Genomic DNA, 19,465 nt, shown 5'->3' with positions numbered 1-19,465 from the left:
CAGGCGACCGCGTCGCCCTGTCAGGCGACGGCTTCGCCGAGGGCGGCGATGATGTCGGCCTTGCGGGGCAGTCCGGCGCCGCGGCGTACGATCCGGCCGGACGCGTCGAGCACGAGCACGGTCGGGGTGCGCAGGACGTTCAGCCGGCGTACGAGGTCGAGGTTCGCCTCCGCGTCGACCTCGACGTGGACCACGCCCTCGACCATGCCGGCCACCTCGCCCAGGACCCGCCGGGTCGCGCGGCACGGCGCGCAGAACGCCGAGGAGAACTGCACCAGGGTGGCCCGGTCACCGAGGTCGGCCCCGAGCTCGGCGGCGTCGAGACGTTCCACGTCACCATCCTTCCGTGCGCGCAGGGCGCCGTTCCGGTGCCGCCAGATCAGGCCGTACACCGTGGCCAGGACGAGCGCCGCCACCGCGACGTAGATTCCGGTCATCACCGGTTCTCAAGGTACGCGCGGCGCCGCGCATTCCCGCGCCCCTCAGCGGCCCCGGCATTCCCGTGGACCTCGGTTCCGCACCCCGGCCTTCCCGCAGTCCTCCGCCGCCCGGCGCACCCGGCGATCCAAGATCCTTTTCTCGGGTGTTCGCGCAGGTCGGCGGCGTCCATGGGAGAGGGTTCACGTCTCGATGGTCGAGACGGGGTTTTACGTTGAGCGAGACGGCGCTTACCATCGTGTCCGTGCGTACCTGGACGGAGTTGCTGACGAAGCGACGGGCGGTCGACTTCTGCCGCGTCGCCACCGCGCTCTGTCCTGCGGCCTGAGGCATCTGAGCCCGTCCAGCCCGTCGCACCACCGCAGTCACCGGGAGCATCAGCCGATGCAGGTCGACCCACGGGGTCAGCGTTTCGGCGCGGCCCTCACCACCTTCGTCTTGGTCGTCGTTCTCGTGACCGGCAGTTGGTTGCTACTGGCGGCCCAGGCCGTCGTGTTCGTCGTCGGAGTCGTCTTCGGGCTCCGCAACGCCCCGTACGGCCTGATCTACCAGGCACTCGTCCGCCCCCGGCTCGGCGCTCCGCGCGAGTTCGAGCCGGAGGCGCCGCCCCGCTTCGCACAGGGAGTGGGTGCGGCGTTCGCCCTCACGGGGGTGCTCGGATATGTCCTGAAGGTCCCTGCGGTGGGGATGACCGCGACGGCGTTCGCGCTGATCGCGGCGTTCCTCAACGCGGCCTTCGGGTTCTGCCTGGGATGTGAGGCTTATCTGCTGATCCGGCGGCTCGCTCCACGGCGGGCCGCACCGTAGGCCGGGTTCGTCCAGACCACGGCCATGCCACCAACACCCGAAGAAGATCCGCCGACTCCACAAGGAGGACCACGCATGAGCCGCTCCGACGTCCTGGTCGATGCCGACTGGGTGCAGGCTCACCTCGACGACCCGGGTGTCGTCCTCGTCGAGGTCGACGAGGACACCAGCGCCTACGAGAAGGGCCACATCCGTGGCGCCGTCCGTGTCGACTGGAAGACCGAACTGCAGGACCCGGTACGCCGCGACTTCGTGGACAAGACCGGGTTCGAGAACCTTCTCTCCGAGAAGGGCATCGCCAACGACGACCTCGTCATCCTGTACGGCGGCAACAACAACTGGTTCGCCGCGTACGCGTACTGGTACTTCAGGCTCTACGGCCACCAGAACGTCAAGCTGCTCGACGGCGGCCGTAAGAAGTGGGAGCTGGACTCCCGCGAGCTCGTCGAGGCCGTCCCGTCCCGCCCGAAGACCAACTACGTCGCCCAGGAGCAGGACCACACGATCCGCGCCTTCCGCGACGAGGTCGTCGAGGCGATCAGCACCAAGAACCTCGTGGACGTGCGCTCGCCCGACGAGTTCTCCGGCAAGCTCCTCGCTCCCGCGCACCTGCCGCAGGAGCAGGCGCAGCGGGGTGGCCACATCCCGACCGCGCGCAACATCCCGTGGTCGAAGGCCGCCAACGACGACGGCACCTTCAAGTCCGACGAGGAGCTGCGCAAGCTCTACGAGGAGGCCGGCGTCGACCTGTCGAAGCCGACCATCGCCTACTGCCGCATCGGTGAGCGCTCGTCGCACACCTGGTTCGCCCTGCACGAGCTGCTGGGCCTGCCGGACGTGAAGAACTACGACGGCTCCTGGACCGAGTACGGCTCGCTCGTGGGCGTGCCGATCGAGCTCGGCGACGCCAAGTAGCCGCTCGCCGGCCCAAGACGCGCATCTCAGCAAGGAGGAACAATGAGCGACGGTTGCGGAGCTCCGACCCAGACGGCGAGCCTGCCGGCCACGGTCGATCTCGCGAACGAAGCGGTCATCCAGGGCACGGTCGTACGCGAGGGCACCCCGGTGTCCGGCGCGTACGCGCGCCTGCTCGACGCGACCGGTGAGTTCACCGGCGAGGTCGTCACCAGCGAGGAGGGGGTCTTCCGGTTCTTCGCCGCACCCGGCGACTGGACGATCCGCGTGCTCGCCCCGGGCGGCGTCAGCGTCGACTCGCAGGTGACCGCCCAGGTCGGCGAGATCGCCGCCCTTGAGGTCGCCATCTGACCTGACACGATCAACTGCCACGGGCACGGTCACCCACCAGGGGGGCCGTGCCCGTCGTGTTGCCGGGAGGCGCCGGTCTCGGGCTCCGTACGTGGTGCGGCGGCGTCCGGTGGTCCGAATCGAGTCCGCGGAGGAACCGGGGCGCGGCCCGGCGCGTCGTTATTCTCCGGGTCGGGGACAGGTCAGGTTCGGAGGGCATGGTCGGTGGCGGCTGGTGGTGGCTTCCTGCGGGCGGTGCTGGGCTTCTTGCGGACGGCGGACCGGACCGCGGAATCCTCGGTCGTCAATACCGCCGCCGGCAGGATGGAGAACCAGGCGGTTCACCAGGTGCCGAGCCGAACGGTTCACCAATGGCAGGCCCCAGCGGTCCACGAATGGCAGACGCCAGCGGCTCACGAATGGCAGAGCCCAGCGGCTCACGAATGGCAGACCCCAGCGGTTCACGAATGGCAGCATCCGGCGGCTCACGGAGCGCAGCCTCCGGCGGAACCGCAGCTCAGGCCGGAGACGGAGAACTCCCTCTCGAACCTGGAGGACGCCGCGCTCCGGAACCCGGAGACGCTGCGCGAGGTGCGTCCCGGTGACGCGTTCAGCGGTGTCTACCACCCGGCGTCGGGCCGCTTCATGTCGTTCCGCAGCGTCGACGATCCCGCGGCCATGGACGCCCCGGTCAACGCGGTCAACCGGTACGGCGGCCACGGGGAGATCGAGGACACGATGGTGCGCCTCATCGGGGGCCGCGATGATAAGAAGGTCGCCTTCACGATGTTCGCGGAGGACGACGGATTCGCCGTCGGCTGGCGCTCACGGTCGGTCAACCAGTACTACCACGGCACGATCGCGGCGCCGGGGGAGTATCGCGGTGCGGTGATGGACGCGATCTCGCAGGCGACCGGAAGAAGGGTGTGGTCACGATGACCGAGACCGACGGCGTCCCGCTCTCCGTCGAGGGGCTGCTGCTGCCTCGCAGGCTGGTCCTCCTGCTGAGCGGCGGCCGGTGGGCGGCGCCCGACGACGCGGTCCTGCGCAGAGTGTTCCCCGAGCCCGCGGACTTCCCGTCCTTCTACGACGCGGCGAGCATCGTCGGCGTCAACCGCGGGTGGCATTCCGAGAGCCGCCCCGCCTACGTCTGCCGGCCCGATCCCGCGAACCCGCCCGGGGACATCGACCCGGCGCGCTCGTTGCTGATCGGGGAGCTGGGCCCTGACCAGATGTTCGCCCTGGACTACCGGCGCCCGGGGCCTCCCGGCGTGGTCTACCTCGCCGAGCCGGGCTGGGTCGAGGTCGCGCCCGACTTCGACGCGTTCGCCGACCGCCTCGGGCTGTGAGGCCGGTCTGGCAGGTCGTGCTCGGGCTGTGAGGCCGGTCTGGCAGGTCGTCCTCGGGCTGTGCGGGCGGGTGCGGGCGGTCTAGCAGGTCGAGTGGAACAGCCCGCCGACCGGAACGGTCTCGGCCAGCCGGTTGTAGAGGGCGACCGCCTCGGTGGTCTCCGCCACGTGGACCGCGACGCCCTTGTCCTCGAGGTGGCGAACGGTCTCCGCGGGCACCTGGAGGCGGCACTCCATGCCCCGGCTCAGGACCACCGCCTCGCAGCCGTGTTCGAGCAGCTCCGCGACGTCGGCGGGCTGGACGCCCGGCACATGGTGCGTTCCCGTCTCGGCCCAGTCCCAGGGCCGTCCGCCCGCCGGCCAGAGTTTGTAGTCGCGGGCCTCGCCGAGCCCGTCCACCCAGATGCGCCCCCACGTGACCTTCGTGATGAACGGCGATGTGATCTTCGGCGGGTTCATGGCGACCTTTCGAGCCGGGCGTGAGTGCTGGCCTCCAGCTTCGTCCGGGCCCCTCGCGACGGCAACCCGGGCCTTGACCGACCCTAGAATGTCGTCGGTCATTGATTTGTCGTTCATCCGCCGGGGGAGTCGACGTGTCCGAGTCGGTGAACACAGCCTCCGGGCGAGAAGCGGATCGGGGCGTCGGTGAGGCGGACGACGGGCGCGTGCGCGCGGTCGTGACCCACGGCAGGATGATCTCCCTGGAGGTCGAGCCCCGGCTGCTGCGTTCCTCCCCGGAGAAGCTGGCGGACCACCTGACCGAGGCGGTCAACGCCGCGTTCGCCGACCTCCTGGCCGCCGGGGGAGCGGTGCCGCAGGTCGACCCGCGCGCGCTCGCCCGGCAGCTTCGCGGCCTGCGCGACGACCTGAGCGCGGGGATGGCGGAGTCGACCGCGTCCGTCCAGCGCAGCATCGAGGGTCTGCGGGGCGACGCGGTGGTGCCGTCCACCGTCCCGACGATGGACTTCGCCGGGATGTTCGACCAGCTGATCGACGTCCTGGAGACCATCGGCGGTGTTCCCGACGAGGACACGGAGGAGCTGCGCGGGCAGGGCGCCGTGCCGGGGCGGATCTCGGTGACCTGCGCCGCGGGTCCGCGCCTGGTCGAGATGGACCTTCGGGAGCGGGCCATGCGCTCGACCCCCGAGCTGGCCGAGGCCGTCACGACCGCGGTGAACGCCGCGCTGGACGACCTGGCGGACAAGCTCCGCCGCCGGCGGGAGGAGGCCGGCGCCGATTCCGAGAGGATCACCGGCCGGATCGCGGAACTTCGTGAGCTCGGAGTGGCACGCCTGGACGCTTACGTGCGTCAAATGACCGACTTCATGGCCGGCATCCGGCCGCTCGACTGATCAGGAGGGGCGATGAGCAACGAGCTCTACGTTGACCGCGATCAGCTGCGACGCTCCGCGCAGGGCATGGCTGACGTTCACCAGCGGTTGCAGGAGGAGCATCGGCGGTTCGTCGCCAGGCTCGCCTCGTACGGCCGGCCCTGGGGGAACAACAACGGCCTCAGTCAGGCGATCGACAGCGTCGCCCCGGTCGTGCAGGACGCCTGCACCTCCTGCCACGAGGAGAACCACGCCGCGTGGGCCGACTACCCGGCGGGGCTCCAGGTGCACGCCGCCACGCACGGTGCCGCGGAGCAGACGGCCACCGAGCTGAGCGACCAGTACCGGCAGGTGTGATGCGCTGATGGACATCCAGCTTCCCTCCTATCTCCTGCCCATCGAGCTGTTCCTCGGCAAGCCCCTCAACAACGGCAAGGTCGATGACTGCCACCGGATGGGGGACGACTGCGAGCAGTACGCCGCGACGAACAAGGGGATCCTGGCCGAGGGCCAGGACCACAAGGCCCGTGCCGTCGCCACCGGCCAGGGTGACGACATCGCCGCCTTCCACCAGAAGTTCGAGGACCCGCAGGGAGCACATCGCAACCTGGTGGACGCCTCGACCGGCACGCACGTCATGGGCACGGGTCTCAAGGTCGCGGGCAACATCATCCTCGCCCACAAGGGCGTGACCCTCTTCCAGTACGGCCTCACCGCCGCGGCGCTGGCCGAGGCGGCCCTCACGGGCGGGTTCGGCGCCATGGCCGCGCCGATGATCAGGCAGGCCGCCAACAAGGCGATCGACTACGCGACCAACCAGGCGGCGTACCAGGTTCTCGGCTGACGGCACGCCGCGGCGCCGTCCCGGACGGCGCTCGGGCCGGTGTCGCTCGGTACGAGGTGTGTGACGTCATGTTCGGAGGGTTCGAGTGAGCGCGGGATCGCGGGCGGTCGGGAAGACCGTCATGAAGGTGGCCGGAGGGCGGCTCTTCCCGATCGGCGCCTTCCTGCGCAGCCCGGCCTCGCGTGCCCTCGTCACCGCGGCGCGTTCGAGCGGCCGCGCGGTGCGGGGGTCGCTCCGGGCGGGTGCGGAGGCCTCGGGGCGGGCGCGGGCGTTCCTCGCGCGGGTCCTGACCAAGGACCCCATCGACGTCGCGAGCGGCGAGGTGGTGCTGCGGCAGGTCGACGCGGAGTTCCCCGGCGTGCTGCCGCTGGTCCTCGAACGCACGTACCTGTCCTCCTACCGCGCCGGCTCGCTGTTCGGGTCGTCGTGGGCGTCCACGCTGGACCAGCGGATCGAGATCGACTCCGAGGGCGTGTGCTTCGCGGCGGAGGACGGGATGGTGCTGACCTTCCCGGCTCCGTCGCCCGGCACGCCGGTGCGGCCGGAGCGCGGCCCCCTGCGAACGCTCGCGGTCACACCCGGCGGCGAGTACACCGTGACCGACCCCCTCACCGGCCGTACCGCGCACTTCCCCGGGCGGGGGCCCGCGGCGTACGGGACCGTGCCGATCACCGCGATCACCGACCGCAACGGCAACCGGATCGACTTCGAACGGGATGAGGCCGGGACCCTGCGGACGATCCGGCACTCGGGCGGCTACACCGTCGACGTCGAGGTCGAGTCGGGGCGCGTCCGTGCCCTGCGGCTGCGGACGGGAGACGGCCCGGACGCCGATCCGGTACTGGTCCGCTTCGGCTACGACGAGCAGGGCCGACTCACCGAGGTCGTCGACTCCTCGGGCGAGCCGCTCCGCTTCTCCTACGACGCGCAGGGGCGGCTGACCGAGTGGATCGACCGCAACGGCGCCTGGTACCGCTACACCTATGACGCCGAGGGCCGTGGGATCCGGGGCGAGGGCAGAGACGGCTTCCTCAACGCCGAGCTGGCCTACCTCGACGGTGAGACCGTGGTGACCGACTCACTCGGTCATCGGACGACCTATCGCCTCAACGAGCGCGGGCAGATGATCGCCGAGATCGACCCGCTGGGGAACCTCGTCCGCCTGGAATGGGACGTCCACGACCGGCTGCTCTCCCGGACCGACCCCCTGGGCGCGACGACCCGGTACACCTATGGCCCGACCGGCAGCCTGGTCGCCGTCACCCGTCCGGACGGCCGGGAGGTCACCGCCGTGTGCGACGAACTCGGCCTCCCGATCGAGATCACCGAGCCCGACGGCGCCGTCTGGCGGCAGAGCTTCGATGCGCGGGGGAATCTCCTCACCCGTACCGACCCGCTCGGGGCCACGACGAGATTCGAATACGACCGCCGCGGGGGCCTGGTGGCCGTCACCGACCCCCTGGGCGCCGTCACACGGATCGTCACCGACGATCTCGGGCTGCCCACGGCCGTCACGGATCCGACGGGCGCGACCGACCGGGTCATCCGGGACGCGGCCGGGCGGATCACCACGCTCATCGACCCTCTCGGACAGGTGACGAGACTGGCCTGGACCCCGGAGGGGCGGCTCGCCGCACGCGTCTCGCCGGGCGGCGAGACCGAGCGCTGGTCCTACGACGATGAGGGTGATCTCGTGGAGTTCGTGAGCGCCGCCGGAGGCGTGACCCGCGTCGAATACGGCCCCTTCGATGTGCCCACCGCGCGGACCGGACCGGACGGGACGCGCCTGCGCCTCGAATACGATACCGAGCTCCGCCTGACCACCGTGACCGATCCCCGGGGACTGGTCTGGCGCTACGAGTACGATGCGGCGGGGCGCCTGACCCGTGAGACCGACTTCAACGGCAGGGTCCTCACGTACGCCTACGACGCGGCCGGTCGGCTCGTCGAACGCCGCAACGGCGCGGGCGAGAGCGTCCGCTACGTACACGACCGGGTCGGGAATGTCGTCGAGGAGCACTCCGGCGGCACGGTCACCACGTTCACCCATGACGCCGCCGGCCGCCTGATCCGCGCGGTCAACTCCGACGCCGACGTACGGTTCGAGCGCGACGCGGCCGGGCGGGTGACGGCCGAGGTCTGCAACGGCAGGGTGCTGTCCTCGTCCTACGATGCCGCGGGCCGGCGCGTCGGCCGGCGTACGGCGTCCGGGGCACGCAGCGCGTGGCGGTACGACGCGGCCGGCCGGCCGGCGGCACTGCAGGTCGACGGCGGAGACGTGCGTTTCGGCTACGACCGCGCCGGCCGTGAGACCCAGCGTCTGTTCGGGCCGAATGTCGCGGTGACCTCTGGCTGGGATGCCGAGGACCGGCTGCGGGCCCAGGGACTGTGGGTCCGTACGCCCCCGCGCCACACCGCGCCGGAGCCGGCGCGGCTGATTCACGAGCGCCTCTACGAGTACCGGGCGGACGGCTACGTCAGCAGGCTCCGCGACTCGGCCTCCGGCGTACGCGCGTACCGGCTGGACCCTGTCGGCCGGGTGACCGCGGTCCGCGGCGAGGGCTGGAGCGAGGACTACACCTACGACACGGGCGGAGTGCTCGCCCACGCCTCGTGGCCGACGTCGGCCGGTCCCTCCACGGACGGTGACGCGTTGGGGGAGCGCGAGTACGCCGGCACCCGCGTCCGGCGGGCCGGCAAAGTGCGTTTCGAGTACGACGCCCAGGGCCGGGTCGTCCTCCGCCAGCACAGGCGCCTGTCCGGGAAGCCGTTGACCTGGCGGTACTCCTGGGACGCTCAGGACCGGCTCACCGGCGTGACCACTCCGGACGGCGGACGCTGGGCGTATCGCTATGACCCGCTGGGGCGGCGGATCGCCAAGCAACGCCTGAGCCCGGACGGCGGGTCCGTGGCCGAGCAGGTCGACTTCCTGTGGGACGGTGAGAACCTGGCCGAGCAGGCTCACACGGTGTTCGCTTCCGGACGCACGGCCACGCGCGTCACGGGATGGGAGTGGGAGCCCGGGACGTCCCGGCCGATCGGCCAGACCGAGCGCCTGCTGGATCCGGACACCCGTGAGTGGGTGGACGAGCGTTTCTACGCCATCGTCACCGACCTGGTCGGAACACCGACCGAGCTGGTCGACCTCGCGGGTACCGTCCACTGGCGACGCCGGACCACGGTCTGGGGCGCGTCGCCCATCGGCCACACCGGAGGAACGGACTGCCCGCTGCGCTTCCCCGGTCAGTACTTCGATGCGGAGTCCGGACTCAGCTACAACTGCCTGCGTTACTACGATCCGGCCACCGCGAGGTACGAGAGCGCCGACCCGCTCGGCCTGCATCCCGCGCCGAACCCCCACGCCTATGTCACCAACCCGATGGTGGAGTTCGACCCGCTCGGCCTGGCGCCGTACCGGCTCTCCGACAACGCCGTGACCAAGATCCCGAAGCCGATCCGGGAGGAGTACGAGAAGATCGCGGCGATGCGGGCGGCGGAACGCAACGGCATACCGTCGCCCTTGGGCGCACCGACGCCGCGCATCAACGAGGCCACCGGCAATCAGAAGGTCTTCCAGGGGTGGGAACTCCCGCTCACCCAGCGGCCCGCCTGGAAGGGCTCGCTGGAGTGGGACGTGCCGGGCACCGACCACCGGATCCTCGAACGGCCGGACGGCAAACTCGGTTACGCCTATCAGCACGACTACAGCAAACCTCAGCTCTTCCCGGGACCCTGGTATCCGGAAGGCGGCGTGATTCCCCGGTTCCTCGGCGGAAAGGGTAAGTAGTGGGGGACGATCCGATGAACTCCGCATCGCCGGCCGACCCGGTCGCCGAGAGGCCGCCCCGGTACGCGGTCGTCGGCGAGGAGGACGACGAGGTCTGGTTCACCTGTTCCGGCCTGTCGGGCTTCTTCTCCCCGGCGCCGTCCCAGGGAAGCCGGGAGATCACTCTGTTGAGCTGCATGCGGGTCCCGGATGAGGTCCTGCGGCGCGAGCGCCCGGACGGCGGCGCGATCGAGCTGGGCAACGCGGGGCTGCGCGTGCTCGACGGCGCGGGACGGACGCTCGGAGCGTACTTCCTCGGGGGGGTGACCGTTCTCGGCTGTGTTCCCGCCGCGTCGGAGTCGGGTGCGCGGGACGTCACGGTGGCCGCCTTCGTCATCGAGTCGCCGCCGCCGGAGGCGGGCGAGATCTGGGAACGCTGGCGGAGGGAGTTCCCGAGCCGCCGCGGCCTCTGGGCCGAGTACTCCCCGGAGGGCAGGCGCGCGTGGCTGCACGTGGTGCGGTATCACGACCGTCATCGAGCCGGCCGTGACCGGACCGCCGAGCGTGGGGCGACGTTCGAGCTGGACGGCCGGCACGTCACCGACCCGGCGAGCTTCTACTGCGCCCTGGGCGAGGCGATCAACGGTCCGGGCGGCTACTTCGGCGCCGGCCTCGACGCCCTCGACGACTGCCTTCAGGGCGGTGACTTCGGGGCCCGGATCCCCTTCACCCTCATCTGGCGGCACTCCGAGATCGCGCGCGAGCGACTGCGTGACCCCGTCGGAGGCTCGGGGCCGCCTTACTTCGACGTGATCCTGCAGATCTTCGATGAGGCGGGGGCCAGTGTCGAACTCCACTGATCGGCGGAACGATGTGACCGGTTCCGGGTTCGGAGAAGCGTGATCAGGCCGTCGCGTGACCGGGACGGGTCGGGGCGGCTAGCATCGGGGCCCGTGTCCTCCCCGTCCCCGCTGACGCTGCCGTGGAGGACGCTGCGCCTGGCCGGGCGCTTCGCCGTTCCGCTGGCGCTGTGGTACACGGTGGGACAGACGCTGCGGTACGCCCTCTTCTACGCCGGTTACCGGTTCGTCCACAACCCGGTCGTACCGATCATCGTGCTGGGCCTCATCGTGGTCGTGACCGTCGCGACGACGGTCGCGATGGTGCACTGCGTCAAGGACGGCCTCCCCACGATCAAGAAGCGGGACCTCGACGAGTCCCTCGCCTCCTGGACGGCGGACGAGGACGAGGGGATCGCGCGCGCCGTCGGACGCGCGGTCTTCCCCTTCATGATCTTCTATCTGGCGTGGGGATGGTTCGGCAAGGACGCCCAGGCGTTCGCGCAGTCCGCGGCGGACCGGGGATACGCGCAAGGTGGCCTGGGCAGCCAGCTCGACGCCATGAAGATGCTGCTGCTCCTCCAGCACCACCTCTACATCGCGATCGCGGCGACCGTCGTCTTCTTCGTCCTGAAGGACGTCTCCGAACGCTTCCTCTCCCCTCGCCTGGCCGGCTTCGGCGGCCTCCTCGTCGCGTTCTGCGAGGTCAACTGGACCCTCTTCGGCATCTTCACCGTCGACCAGGTCCGCGGCGACGTCGTCGGCTGGATCACCGGCCGGCAGGCGTGGGGCTGGCTCGGCTCGGCGCTCGGCCAGGTCTTCGCGGTCTGGCCGTACTTCAAGGACGGCGTGCTCGCGAGCCTGATCTGGCTGGTCATCGCGGGCCTGATCCTGGGAGTCGACGCCGAGGACGAGGAGAAGATCCTCGGTGAGCACCGGGTCATGCGCGGGGTGGCCCGGGCGAGCGGCATCTACCAGCCGCACACCCCCCGGGAGGTGCTGACCCGCGAGCTCCGCGAGAAGTGGCTGCCGGCGGTCTACGGGTTCCGGCTGGTGTTCCGCGCCGGCGGCCTGTCGTTCGCCGTCTTCTGCGTGCTGTACGCCGCGCTCGACCCGCTCGGGGACCTGGCGAAGCGCGGCGTGTACCGGCTGCTCGGCCCGCACCCGGTGCCCTGGTGGAACATCCGGCTGGACTCGATCGACCTCGGCGTCGGCCTGGTGCAGGAGGTGCTGCGCGTCTGCCTCCTGGCCGCGGCCTTCGAACTCGTCGTGGCGCGGGTCAGTGCGCGAACCGCACCCAGTCGCCCGGCCCCGGCTGCAGCGCCGGGGCTGCTCGCAGCTCCAGCACGGCCGCCGCGACGACCTGCTGCGGAACCACCGCGGTGACCTTGACCTGGGCGGCCCGGCCCACGACCGGCTTGGCCGCCCCCAGGTCGTCCTCGGCGGCGCTCCACTGGTGGCCCTTGCCGTCGCGGACGCGGAACGTGAGGCTGAACGGCTCGGCCTGCTTCACCCCCTGAGCGTCCAGCGGCCGTACCTCCAGTAGCAACACCAGGGAGACGGCGCCGGATGCGGTGGGCCGGCCGGTGGACGGGACGCGGCCCAGCAGACGCCATTGCATGTGGTCGATGGTCACCGTCGCTCCACGCGGCACGGTGCTGATCCGTTCGCGGTTGGCGTTCTGGTGGCGGTCGTCCGTCACCTGCGTGATGACCAGCGCCGGAAGCAGGATCGCCAGGGCGACGGCCTCGGCCGTCCGCCGGCCCCGGGGACCGAGCCGTCGCCGCCGGGCGCGCCGGGGCCGGTCGGAGCGGGTCTCCTCCAGCGGATCGGGCGCCTCGCCCGGCCCGTACGGCCCCGGAACCCCGTCCGCGGGCCCGTACGGCCGAACGGGCGATCCGTACGGCCCCGCGCCCTCGACCGGCGATCCGTACGGGGAGGCGTACGGCGCGCCCGGCGCCGACGGCGTGTTGGAGGAGCCGGAGGGCCCGTACGGCGTGCCCTGGGGCGACGATCCGTACGGGGAGCCGGGCGGCCCGTACGGGCCCGTGCCCGCGGTGGGCGGCCCGTACCGGCCTGCGGTCTCGGACGGCGGCCCGTAGGAGGTCGTGCCCTCAGGCGGCGGCCCGTACGGGCCCGTGCTCGCGGGCGGTGACCCGTACGCGGGAGTGCCCTCGGGCGGCCGTCCGTACGCGGGAGTGCCTTCGGGCGGCGGTCCGTAGGAAGGCCGGCCCTGCGGGTCCGGAGCGCCGGGTGGCCGGCCGTCCGGCGGGAGTCGGTGGTCCGGCATCAGGCGTCCCTGAGCTTGTAGTCGTCCGTGGGATGGGCGAGCAGCCGGTCGGCCGAGCCGGTGTCGAGCCCGAGGTCGACGTCGGCCTCGGCCGAGAGCTGGTTCAGTGAGTCCGACTGGCCGACGATGAGATGCGCGCCCTTCAGCTGGTCCTTCGGGATCTCGAAGACGTACGAGGCGTTGCCCCAGAGCATCGGCTCGAAGATTCCCTCGTTCTTGGTCAGGAGACCATCGCGGCCGCTCTCGGCGTAGTGCAGCCCGGAGTGCGTCGTCAGGCGCACGTGCCCGAGGCCGACGGGCCTCTGGTTGCTCCGCACCGAGAGGTACACGATGACGAAGATGCCGGGTGTCGTGATCCGCTCGTTCTTCTTCGGGTCGACGATGTCGGTGTGCGTCACGATGGAGCGGGCGACGTCGACCCGGTCGACCCGTACGCTGAACACCCGGTTGGTCACGATCTTCCCGGCGTGGCCGCCGTTCGGGATCGGGTCCTGCAGCCGGCCCTCGATGTGCGGCGCGACGTGGGTCAGCCACATGGCGACGCCCAGCAGCGCGGCCGCGACCAGGCCGGCGACGACCCGTCTCAGGACCGTCATGATCCCCCCGCGTGTACGGAGACCCCGACCTCGGCGGCGTACGAGGAGTCCTTGCCCGCGTACCAGTAGTACGCGGAGTCGAAGAAGCCGTGCTTGTAGACCCACTGCCGCAGGGCGACGGTCACCGTCGTCGGCGCCGAGGTCTCCGGGATCTTCCAGACGGCCCGCACCTCGATCGGCAGCCGGGGGTGGATCTCGGATGTCTTCTGCCCGTCGATCAGGCCGGTGGTGAGCTCGTTGTCCGCCGCGACGTACGATCCGGGCTTCGGCTCGGCCATCACGCCTTCGAGGAACTCGAAGACCGAGTGCGATCGGACGTCCTTCACGGTGACGCGCATCCGTACGGCGAGGACCTTCGTCCGCCCGCTCCCGAAGGCGTCCTTGTCGTGGCCGGTTCGCGCGTCGAGGACCTCGACCGTGAACAGTCCCTGGTCGAAGGTCTTGCCCGCGCCGCCCTTCGCGGGGGCGTGCGACTGGGCCCGCAGGCCGCCGAACACCGCGACCACCGCGATGACCAGCCCGAACGCCCCCAGGGTCGCCGCGGTGACGCGGAGCCTCGGGCGTGTTCGGTCACCCGGCGGCGGGGGAGCTGACATGGGCAAATCGTAACGTTCGGTGCTATTCATCGCTGGCGTGCGCTGACGTTCCTTCCTTTACCGCATTGTTCCGGCGCGGTAATGGTCCGGGGGACGACTGATTCGGCCTCGTATCGGACGGTCGCGGGCGGACTGCGGTTCAGGTAGGTTTTCGCGCTGGAAACGTCGGATGGGGTTCGCATGAGCGCTGTGAAGTCAGGGGGGCTCGCCGTCGCCGGGGCCCTGGCCATCGCGTCGCTCACCGTCGTTCCGGCCGCTCTGGCAGTGGACAGACCGACGCCGCACCCCACGAGGAAGACCACGTCGCCGCGGCCGACGGTCACCAAGTCGATCACGGTCACCGCCAAGCCGACGACTCCGAAGCCGTCGCCGACCCCAAAGCCGGTGGTGACCTGTAACCCCACCCTCGGCCTGCCCGCGGTCAAGACCGCGGGCTGGGGGCAGCAGCGACTCGACTTCACCCGGGCCTGGAAGCAGACGCAGGGCGCCGGCGTCTCCGTCGCGGTCGTCGACAGCGGGGTCGACGCCCGGTACGCCCAGCTCTCGGGGCGGGTGACCTCGGCCGACGTGACCCAGACCGTGCCCGGCGACTGCGTCGGTCACGGCACGGCCGTCGCGGGGATCATCGCGGCCAAGGACCTGCGCGCGCAGAACATCCCGTTCGTCGGCGTCGCCCCCGCCGCGCACGTCATCTCGGTCAAGTTCACGAATCAGGAACAGATGCAAGGGGCGGACCCGAACCTCCCCAAGGCCATCCGCAAGGCCGTGGACCTCGGCGCCGAGGTCATCAACATCTCGGTTCAGGCGCCGGACACGATGGCGCTCCACACCGCCGTCCAGTACGCCCTCTCGCACGATGTCGTCGTCGTCGCGTCGGCCGGAAACGTCACCGACGAGCAGAAGGGGACGGTGGGCCCGGCGTATCCCGCCGAGTACCCCGGAGTCGTCAGTGTCGGCTCGCTCGATTCGGACGGCTCGGTCGCCGACAGCTCCAACACCGTCACGAGGGTCAGCGTCAGCGCCCCGGGCAAGGACGTGATCAGCACGTGGCCGGGCGGATTCCGCCAGGACCTGGAGGGCACCAGTTATGCCGCCGCCTACGTCTCCGGCACGGCGGCGCTCGTCCGCGCGTACCACCCCGATCTCAGCCAGCAGCAGGTCAAGGCCCGCATCGAGGCCACGGCGGACGGGTCCGTCGGCACCGGCTCCGGTGCGGGCATGGTCGATCCCGTACAGGCGGTGACGGCCATCCTCCCCTCGGAGAGCCGGGCCTCCGCCTCGCACGCGCCGGCGGTACAGCCCAAGCCGGTCCGGGTGGCCTACCGCCGGCCCCGGGACGAACGGACCCGCTCCCTCGCGATGACGCTCGCCGGAGGCGCCCTGGTGGCCTGCGCGCTGGTCGTCGCGGGCGGTGTTCTCATCCCGATGGGCCGGCGGCGCAAATGGCGACCCGGACGGCGGACCACTCCGCGTACCGAACAGGACACTTAGTCACAAACGCCCTTACAGCCGCTAAGGTGAACACCTGGTGAACCATCACTAGGAGCGTGAATGACGTCGACGTTCGGCGATCCCCGTGAGTCGATCGAAAGCCTGCTCGCCACCGTCACCGAGCAGAACGAGAAGCTGGCGGAGATGCAGCGCAGCATGGCGGACATGCGCGGCAAGGGCGAGGGCGCGGACGGACGCGTGAAGGTCGAGGTCGCGCACAACGGCGCTCTCGTGGGCCTGACGATCGACCCCCGCGCCATGCGCCTCGGCTCGGGGCAGCTCGCCGACGAGATCCTCACCGCGGCGAGGGAAGCGGCCAAGGACATCTCCGAGCGCGCCGAGGAGATGATGCGGCCGCTGATCACCGAGCTGATGCAGGGATCCGGGCGGCTGGGCGACGCGGCCGCGGGCTCCTCCTTCGGCGGCTCGGACGTCGAGCAGGTGCTGGCCGCGCTCAAGGAGGCCCGCAAGACGATGGGCATCGAGTGATTCCGGGTACGACGGCGGGCTGACGCGCCGATCGTTCCTCCTTTTTCCTTCTCGTTAATTCCTCATTTCGGCCGGTGGGGCCGGCTCGGCGTCCGGTTACCCTCGAGTAAGTCCGTCCTGGTGCGACGCTTCGGGAGAAGCTCATGCGACGTTTCCTGCCTGCTTCGACGGCGTCCGAGCGAGGCTTTTGATGGCGTTGAAGCTCGGCGGCCTCATGGGGTTCGCCGCGGCGGGCGACCTTCTCTTCCGATTGGCCACGGTCACGATGCCCGACGGCGATCCGGGCGCCTGCCATCAGGCGGCCGACCATTGGCGCGGGGTCGCCCAGCGCGTCAAGTCATCCGAGACCGCGGTCAGAAGCATTCGCACGCTGATGCGGGACGCGAACATCGGTCCCGCCGCCGAGGGATTCGAGGAATTCTGCACCGAGAAGCTGGTGCCCTATCTCGAACGGTTGTCCGGTGGCATCGCGGAGATCGGCGACCACTGTGACACCTACGGGAACGAGCTGAACCAGCACGTCAAGGCGCTCCGGCTCATCGAGGCGAGCATGGTGGCCAACGTCGCGTTCTGCGTCTGGTACGGCTGGGCGACGGGCGGCGCGGGCTTCCTGGCGACCGAGGCCACCATCGCCCGGCTGGTGTTCCAGGCACGGCTCGAAGACGCCCTCTGGCGGGCGTTCATCCGGGCGTTCGTCGAGGCGCTCTCCCACCAGCTCATCGAACGCATGCTCTGGTACGCCGCCATCGACTCGGTCATGTGGGCGGCCATGCAGCAGGAGCTTCAGTACGTCTTCCTCGTCGGCGGAGCGAAGGTCCTCGGGATCGACGACAAGACGATGACCGACGTCGCCGGCTTCGACCCGGCCGACCTGAAGACCAACCTGACCCAGGCCGGGCAGGCGTTCGTGGCGAACGCGGTGTTCGACCTGACGATGGAGGGGGCGGGGCGCCAGCCGTACGGCAAGTACTTCGACCGGGGCAATCCCGCGTGGCGCGGCTCCGCGGCGTGGAAGCCCGCCCTGGCCGGATTCGCGGGGCGCATGAGCGGCTCGCTCGCCTACAGCGTGGCGATGGACGCGCAGACGGGCGACTGGAGCAACTTCACCGACTCCGACAAGCTCTGGGCGATGATGTTCGAGAAGTCCCTCATTCACGGCACTCGAATCGGCGTCCACCCCGCGCAGGTGAAGGCCGGCTGATCCCGTCCGCGCGGGACCACCCGCGTTCGTGCGGGAACGGCGCGCGGGCGAGCGGCCGCCAGGGCGATCCCCGGCGGCCGTGCCGTGTTCCAGCGGCGGGGGTCAGCCGCCCGGGCGTGACGTGAGGGGATCGGCCGGATCTCCGGTCGGGATCGTGAGCGCCCATTCCGTGGCCTGCCCGGTCGCGGCCATGCCGTCCAGGCGTTCGGCGACTCCGGCCTTGTCGCTGCCGGGCGGGGCCGGCAAGGGCGCGGGATTCTCGACCGGCGGTTTGAGCAGATCCTTCGGATCGTGCGCGCGGGTGCTCAAGATGCTCGCCAACGCGTTGATCATCGCGGTCGCGTTCTGCGCGGCCTTCGCATAGCCCTCTTTGAAATGCTTGGCCGAATCGTCGGTGCCGATGAAATCGCCCAGGCCGGCGAGCTGATTGAAGTGGTTCCGCACGTCGTCGACGAGGTCGATCGATTCATTACGGAACCTGCCCGCGCACGTCCGGAGATTGTCGAAGTCGCCACGTGCCCTGCCGGAGGCGGGCGGCGTCGACCCGGGGCGCGGGGCGGTCGAGCGTCCGGGCCCCGAGGCCGAGGGCGCCGGGCCGTTCGTGGGGGGAGACGGCCGGGGCGATCCGGTCGGCGAATGTGACGGTGCGCCGGTGGGGGAGGGAGTCGCCGTCGGCGAGGGTGGCTCGCTCGGTGACGAAGAGGTGGTCGGTGACGGCGAATCGGTGGACGCCATGCGACCTCCGGGGTCTGCTGTTAACACACATTTTACAATTTGTTCCGGCCCAATATCCAGGGTTGCCACATGGTAATGCTTCGACCAATTCCCTACCACTATGGTAGGTTTGGGCGCTGTGACGCTGAATCTGACGCGCCCGCAGGGCTTCGCCATCGGAGGTGCTTATTCCTCCGCATTCGTCGGTCTGATGCTGTTGGTGCAGCTGCCGGAGGGGCACCCGGAGAAGATCCGCGAGGCCGCGCAGATCTGGCGGCGGATCGGTGGTCGTGTCGACGAGGGCCTGAGTCAGGTCCGGGGGGCCGCCCAGGCGGCGCTGACCGTGAACGGCGGTCACGCGATCGATGAGTACCGGAAATTCTGGAGCGAGGGTCTGGCACCGTACCCGCCCCAGGTCACCGCCTACGCGACGAAGCTCGCCAAGGCGATGGACGACTATGCCGCGCATCTGGACCGGACACGGAAGACGCTCTGGGAGATGGCCATCATCTCGTGGGCCGAGTCCCTGATGTTCGGCGTCTGGGCCGAGCTCGGCGGCACGTACATGTGGCTCTTGCGGCGGGCCGCGCGGCGGATCCAGGCCAAAGCGGTCCTCAGGCTGCTGGAATATGTCCTGGGGAGCACGCTCTACGCCGTGGCCGACGAGGGCATCACCGACCTCGTGAAGCTGGCGTGGGACGACGATCAGGGCCCGCTGAGCGAGCACCTGGAGCGGATGGGGAAGAACTTCCTGGCCGCGATGGCCTTCTACAGCATGGATCCGGCGAATCCGGGATTCAAGCAGTTCGACAGGGTCGTCTTCCAGAAGAAGGTGATGGGCCCGGGCGGAGATCCGGAATGGGTCGTGCGGAACAAGGTCGCCCAGAAGTACTTCTGGTACGTCTTCGGATCGAGCGTGTTCACGGCGACCTCGAACTTCGAGAACGATCCGGGCGCACTCATCGATGACCCCACCGGCCTGCTGCCCACCTGGCAGCAGATGATCGGCAAGTTCGGCGTGGCCACGGCTCAGCAGGGCAAGGGCTGGCGCCGGTAGGCCGGGAGGCGGATCCGGAGGATCATGCGAGCCCATCGAGGAAGCGGTCGGCCTCCTCGATGAAGGGGGCCATTCCTTCGCCCATCAGCTCGGCCAGTCGTGTCGTGGCGTCCTCGACGGCCTTCCCGGAGGCCTCGAGGATCGCCGCCGCCAGCGCCTGCCGGTCCAGGCGCAACGCCCGCGGACCGAAGTCCACGCCGGTCAGTACGCCGGCCGCGGTGACCTCGACCGTGACCTGGCCACCGGCGGCCTCGCCCTTTCCGCGAAGCTCGGCCATCTCCTGCCGCAGGGCGCGCAGCGGCTCCATCTCGGACTCGAAGTCCGTGAGAATCCGCCGCATCCCCGCGTCGAGGTGCTGAGCGGACGGGTCCTCGGAATCGGGCATGGTCATATTGTCTACTTTACCGGTCGA

Annotated in this window: 23 protein-coding genes; 15 read left to right on the top strand and 8 right to left on the bottom strand. The window is 70.4% G+C overall.

The genetic code is table 11. The annotated features are described in order from the left end of the window. Positions 1-20 precede the first annotated feature (20 nt). Positions 21-380 carry a TlpA family protein disulfide reductase gene (locus tag NDW01_RS10450; RefSeq protein ID WP_406567714.1) on the bottom strand — a complete coding sequence of 120 codons (360 nt, stop codon included), beginning with the start codon at positions 378-380 and terminating at the stop codon, positions 21-23. A 442-nt stretch (positions 381-822) separates the two neighbouring features. On the opposite strand from NDW01_RS10450, the gene NDW01_RS10445 reads away from it, so the two are divergent. From NDW01_RS10445 to NDW01_RS10425, 5 genes are all read left to right on the top strand, one after another. Beyond that, positions 823-1,245 carry a DUF4395 domain-containing protein gene (locus tag NDW01_RS10445; RefSeq protein WP_252782483.1) on the top strand — a complete coding sequence of 141 codons (423 nt, stop codon included), beginning with the start codon at positions 823-825 and terminating at the stop codon, positions 1,243-1,245. Between the two features lie 75 nt (positions 1,246-1,320). Next, a complete protein-coding gene (locus tag NDW01_RS10440; RefSeq protein WP_252819266.1) occupies positions 1,321-2,160 on the top strand; it encodes a sulfurtransferase in 840 nt (279 codons plus the stop codon). 42 nt (positions 2,161-2,202) lie between these two features. Then, positions 2,203-2,511: a DUF1416 domain-containing protein gene (locus tag NDW01_RS10435; RefSeq protein ID WP_252819265.1), complete on the top strand. Its 309-nt coding sequence runs from the start codon at positions 2,203-2,205 to the stop codon at positions 2,509-2,511. A gap of 570 nt (positions 2,512-3,081) precedes the next feature. Continuing rightward, positions 3,082-3,429 carry a hypothetical protein gene (locus NDW01_RS10430; protein ID WP_252819264.1) on the top strand — a complete coding sequence of 116 codons (348 nt, stop codon included), beginning with the start codon at positions 3,082-3,084 and terminating at the stop codon, positions 3,427-3,429. Beyond that, entirely contained in the window at positions 3,426-3,839 is a 414-nt protein-coding gene (locus NDW01_RS10425) for an SMI1/KNR4 family protein (protein ID WP_252819263.1), read from the top strand. Before NDW01_RS10430 ends, NDW01_RS10425 begins: the two co-directional genes overlap by 4 nt. A gap of 81 nt (positions 3,840-3,920) precedes the next feature. On the opposite strand, the gene NDW01_RS10420 is transcribed toward NDW01_RS10425, so the two are convergent. Further along, the gene (locus NDW01_RS10420; RefSeq protein ID WP_252819262.1) at positions 3,921-4,298 is read right to left on the bottom strand and encodes an Mth938-like domain-containing protein; all 378 of its coding nucleotides are present in this window, start codon (positions 4,296-4,298) and stop codon (positions 3,921-3,923) included. Positions 4,299-4,432: 134 nt separating this feature from the next. On the opposite strand from NDW01_RS10420, the gene NDW01_RS10415 reads away from it, so the two are divergent. The 6 genes from NDW01_RS10415 to NDW01_RS10390 all read left to right on the top strand — a co-directional run bounded on the left by NDW01_RS10415 (position 4,433) and on the right by NDW01_RS10390 (position 12,005). Then, entirely contained in the window at positions 4,433-5,191 is a 759-nt protein-coding gene (locus NDW01_RS10415) for a YbaB/EbfC family nucleoid-associated protein (protein WP_252819260.1), read from the top strand. Positions 5,192-5,203: 12 nt separating this feature from the next. Further along, positions 5,204-5,527, top strand: coding sequence for a hypothetical protein (locus NDW01_RS10410; RefSeq protein WP_252819258.1), 324 nt, complete (start codon positions 5,204-5,206; stop codon positions 5,525-5,527). A gap of 7 nt (positions 5,528-5,534) precedes the next feature. After that, on the top strand, positions 5,535-6,014 hold the full coding sequence (locus tag NDW01_RS10405) for a hypothetical protein (protein ID WP_252819256.1): 480 nt from the start codon (positions 5,535-5,537) through the stop codon (positions 6,012-6,014). Between the two features lie 85 nt (positions 6,015-6,099). Next, on the top strand, positions 6,100-9,801 hold the full coding sequence (locus NDW01_RS10400; protein WP_252819254.1) for a DUF6531 domain-containing protein: 3,702 nt from the start codon (positions 6,100-6,102) through the stop codon (positions 9,799-9,801). Between the two features lie 14 nt (positions 9,802-9,815). Further along, on the top strand, positions 9,816-10,640 hold the full coding sequence (locus NDW01_RS10395; RefSeq protein WP_252819252.1) for a barstar family protein: 825 nt from the start codon (positions 9,816-9,818) through the stop codon (positions 10,638-10,640). Between the two features lie 93 nt (positions 10,641-10,733). Next, positions 10,734-12,005, top strand: a complete 1,272-nt coding sequence (locus NDW01_RS10390; protein WP_252819250.1) for a hypothetical protein — start codon at positions 10,734-10,736, stop codon at positions 12,003-12,005. Here NDW01_RS10390 and NDW01_RS10385 read toward each other — a convergent pair. Genes NDW01_RS10385 through NDW01_RS10375 form a run of 3 tightly spaced genes read right to left on the bottom strand, consistent with a single transcriptional unit; the run spans position 11,899 to position 14,101 of the window. Next, positions 11,899-12,909, bottom strand: coding sequence for a hypothetical protein (locus NDW01_RS10385; protein ID WP_252819249.1), 1,011 nt, complete (start codon positions 12,907-12,909; stop codon positions 11,899-11,901). The two genes, NDW01_RS10390 and NDW01_RS10385, sit on opposite strands and share 107 nt — an antisense overlap. After that, positions 12,909-13,505 (bottom strand): hypothetical protein, encoded by a 597-nt coding sequence (locus NDW01_RS10380; protein WP_252819246.1) that lies wholly within the window; start codon positions 13,503-13,505, stop codon positions 12,909-12,911. Before NDW01_RS10380 ends, NDW01_RS10385 begins: the two co-directional genes overlap by 1 nt. Then, positions 13,502-14,101, bottom strand: a complete 600-nt coding sequence (locus NDW01_RS10375; RefSeq protein ID WP_252819244.1) for a hypothetical protein — start codon at positions 14,099-14,101, stop codon at positions 13,502-13,504. Before NDW01_RS10375 ends, NDW01_RS10380 begins: the two co-directional genes overlap by 4 nt. Positions 14,102-14,281: 180 nt before the next feature. Here NDW01_RS10375 and NDW01_RS10370 point away from each other — a divergent pair, with 180 nt between their 5' ends. The 3 genes from NDW01_RS10370 (at position 14,282) to NDW01_RS10360 (ending at position 17,282) form a co-directional block, all read left to right on the top strand. Continuing rightward, the gene (locus NDW01_RS10370; protein ID WP_252819242.1) at positions 14,282-15,592 is read left to right on the top strand and encodes a S8 family serine peptidase; all 1,311 of its coding nucleotides are present in this window, start codon (positions 14,282-14,284) and stop codon (positions 15,590-15,592) included. A gap of 60 nt (positions 15,593-15,652) precedes the next feature. Beyond that, the gene (locus NDW01_RS10365) at positions 15,653-16,081 is read left to right on the top strand and encodes a YbaB/EbfC family nucleoid-associated protein (protein WP_252819240.1); all 429 of its coding nucleotides are present in this window, start codon (positions 15,653-15,655) and stop codon (positions 16,079-16,081) included. Between the two features lie 190 nt (positions 16,082-16,271). Further along, positions 16,272-17,282, top strand: coding sequence for a WXG100-like domain-containing protein (locus NDW01_RS10360; protein WP_252819238.1), 1,011 nt, complete (start codon positions 16,272-16,274; stop codon positions 17,280-17,282). A gap of 102 nt (positions 17,283-17,384) precedes the next feature. On the opposite strand, the gene NDW01_RS10355 is transcribed toward NDW01_RS10360, so the two are convergent. Together NDW01_RS10355 and NDW01_RS10350 are read right to left on the bottom strand one after the other, a co-directional pair. Next, entirely contained in the window at positions 17,385-17,726 is a 342-nt protein-coding gene (locus NDW01_RS10355) for a hypothetical protein (protein WP_252819236.1), read from the bottom strand. 25 nt (positions 17,727-17,751) lie between these two features. Further along, positions 17,752-18,048, bottom strand: a complete 297-nt coding sequence (locus tag NDW01_RS10350; RefSeq protein ID WP_252819234.1) for a hypothetical protein — start codon at positions 18,046-18,048, stop codon at positions 17,752-17,754. 87 nt (positions 18,049-18,135) lie between these two features. Between NDW01_RS10350 and NDW01_RS10345 the strand changes: the two genes are divergently transcribed. Beyond that, entirely contained in the window at positions 18,136-19,053 is a 918-nt protein-coding gene (locus NDW01_RS10345) for a hypothetical protein (protein WP_252819232.1), read from the top strand. Between the two features lie 22 nt (positions 19,054-19,075). On the opposite strand, the gene NDW01_RS10340 is transcribed toward NDW01_RS10345, so the two are convergent. Beyond that, on the bottom strand, positions 19,076-19,438 hold the full coding sequence (locus tag NDW01_RS10340) for a YbaB/EbfC family nucleoid-associated protein (protein ID WP_252819231.1): 363 nt from the start codon (positions 19,436-19,438) through the stop codon (positions 19,076-19,078). Between the last annotated feature and the right edge of the window lie 27 nt (positions 19,439-19,465).

Source organism: Actinoallomurus soli, assembly GCF_024055715.1.
Lineage (GTDB): Bacteria > Actinomycetota > Actinomycetes > Streptosporangiales > Streptosporangiaceae > Actinoallomurus > Actinoallomurus soli.
The sequence above is the reverse complement of the archived record's forward strand: the minus strand, read 5'-3'. Positions and strand labels throughout refer to the sequence as shown.

What these genes read in the sequence shown, in the direction of transcription:
- NDW01_RS10445 (WP_252782483.1), top strand. Translation starts at nt 823, where the DNA reads ATGCAGGTCGACCCACGGGGTCAGCGTTTCGGCGCGGCCCTCACCACC.
- NDW01_RS10440 (WP_252819266.1), top strand. Translation starts at nt 1,321, where the DNA reads ATGAGCCGCTCCGACGTCCTGGTCGATGCCGACTGGGTGCAGGCTCAC.
- NDW01_RS10435 (WP_252819265.1), top strand. Translation starts at nt 2,203, where the DNA reads ATGAGCGACGGTTGCGGAGCTCCGACCCAGACGGCGAGCCTGCCGGCC.
- NDW01_RS10425 (WP_252819263.1), top strand. Translation starts at nt 3,426, where the DNA reads ATGACCGAGACCGACGGCGTCCCGCTCTCCGTCGAGGGGCTGCTGCTG.
- NDW01_RS10420 (WP_252819262.1), bottom strand. Translation starts at nt 4,298, where the DNA reads ATGAACCCGCCGAAGATCACATCGCCGTTCATCACGAAGGTCACGTGG.
- NDW01_RS10410 (WP_252819258.1), top strand. Translation starts at nt 5,204, where the DNA reads ATGAGCAACGAGCTCTACGTTGACCGCGATCAGCTGCGACGCTCCGCG.
- NDW01_RS10405 (WP_252819256.1), top strand. Translation starts at nt 5,535, where the DNA reads ATGGACATCCAGCTTCCCTCCTATCTCCTGCCCATCGAGCTGTTCCTC.
- NDW01_RS10395 (WP_252819252.1), top strand. Translation starts at nt 9,816, where the DNA reads ATGAACTCCGCATCGCCGGCCGACCCGGTCGCCGAGAGGCCGCCCCGG.
- NDW01_RS10385 (WP_252819249.1), bottom strand. Translation starts at nt 12,909, where the DNA reads ATGCCGGACCACCGACTCCCGCCGGACGGCCGGCCACCCGGCGCTCCG.
- NDW01_RS10380 (WP_252819246.1), bottom strand. Translation starts at nt 13,505, where the DNA reads ATGACGGTCCTGAGACGGGTCGTCGCCGGCCTGGTCGCGGCCGCGCTG.
- NDW01_RS10375 (WP_252819244.1), bottom strand. Translation starts at nt 14,101, where the DNA reads ATGTCAGCTCCCCCGCCGCCGGGTGACCGAACACGCCCGAGGCTCCGC.
- NDW01_RS10370 (WP_252819242.1), top strand. Translation starts at nt 14,282, where the DNA reads ATGAGCGCTGTGAAGTCAGGGGGGCTCGCCGTCGCCGGGGCCCTGGCC.
- NDW01_RS10365 (WP_252819240.1), top strand. Translation starts at nt 15,653, where the DNA reads ATGACGTCGACGTTCGGCGATCCCCGTGAGTCGATCGAAAGCCTGCTC.
- NDW01_RS10360 (WP_252819238.1), top strand. Translation starts at nt 16,272, where the DNA reads ATGGCGTTGAAGCTCGGCGGCCTCATGGGGTTCGCCGCGGCGGGCGAC.
- NDW01_RS10350 (WP_252819234.1), bottom strand. Translation starts at nt 18,048, where the DNA reads ATGTGTGTTAACAGCAGACCCCGGAGGTCGCATGGCGTCCACCGATTC.
- NDW01_RS10340 (WP_252819231.1), bottom strand. Translation starts at nt 19,438, where the DNA reads ATGCCCGATTCCGAGGACCCGTCCGCTCAGCACCTCGACGCGGGGATG.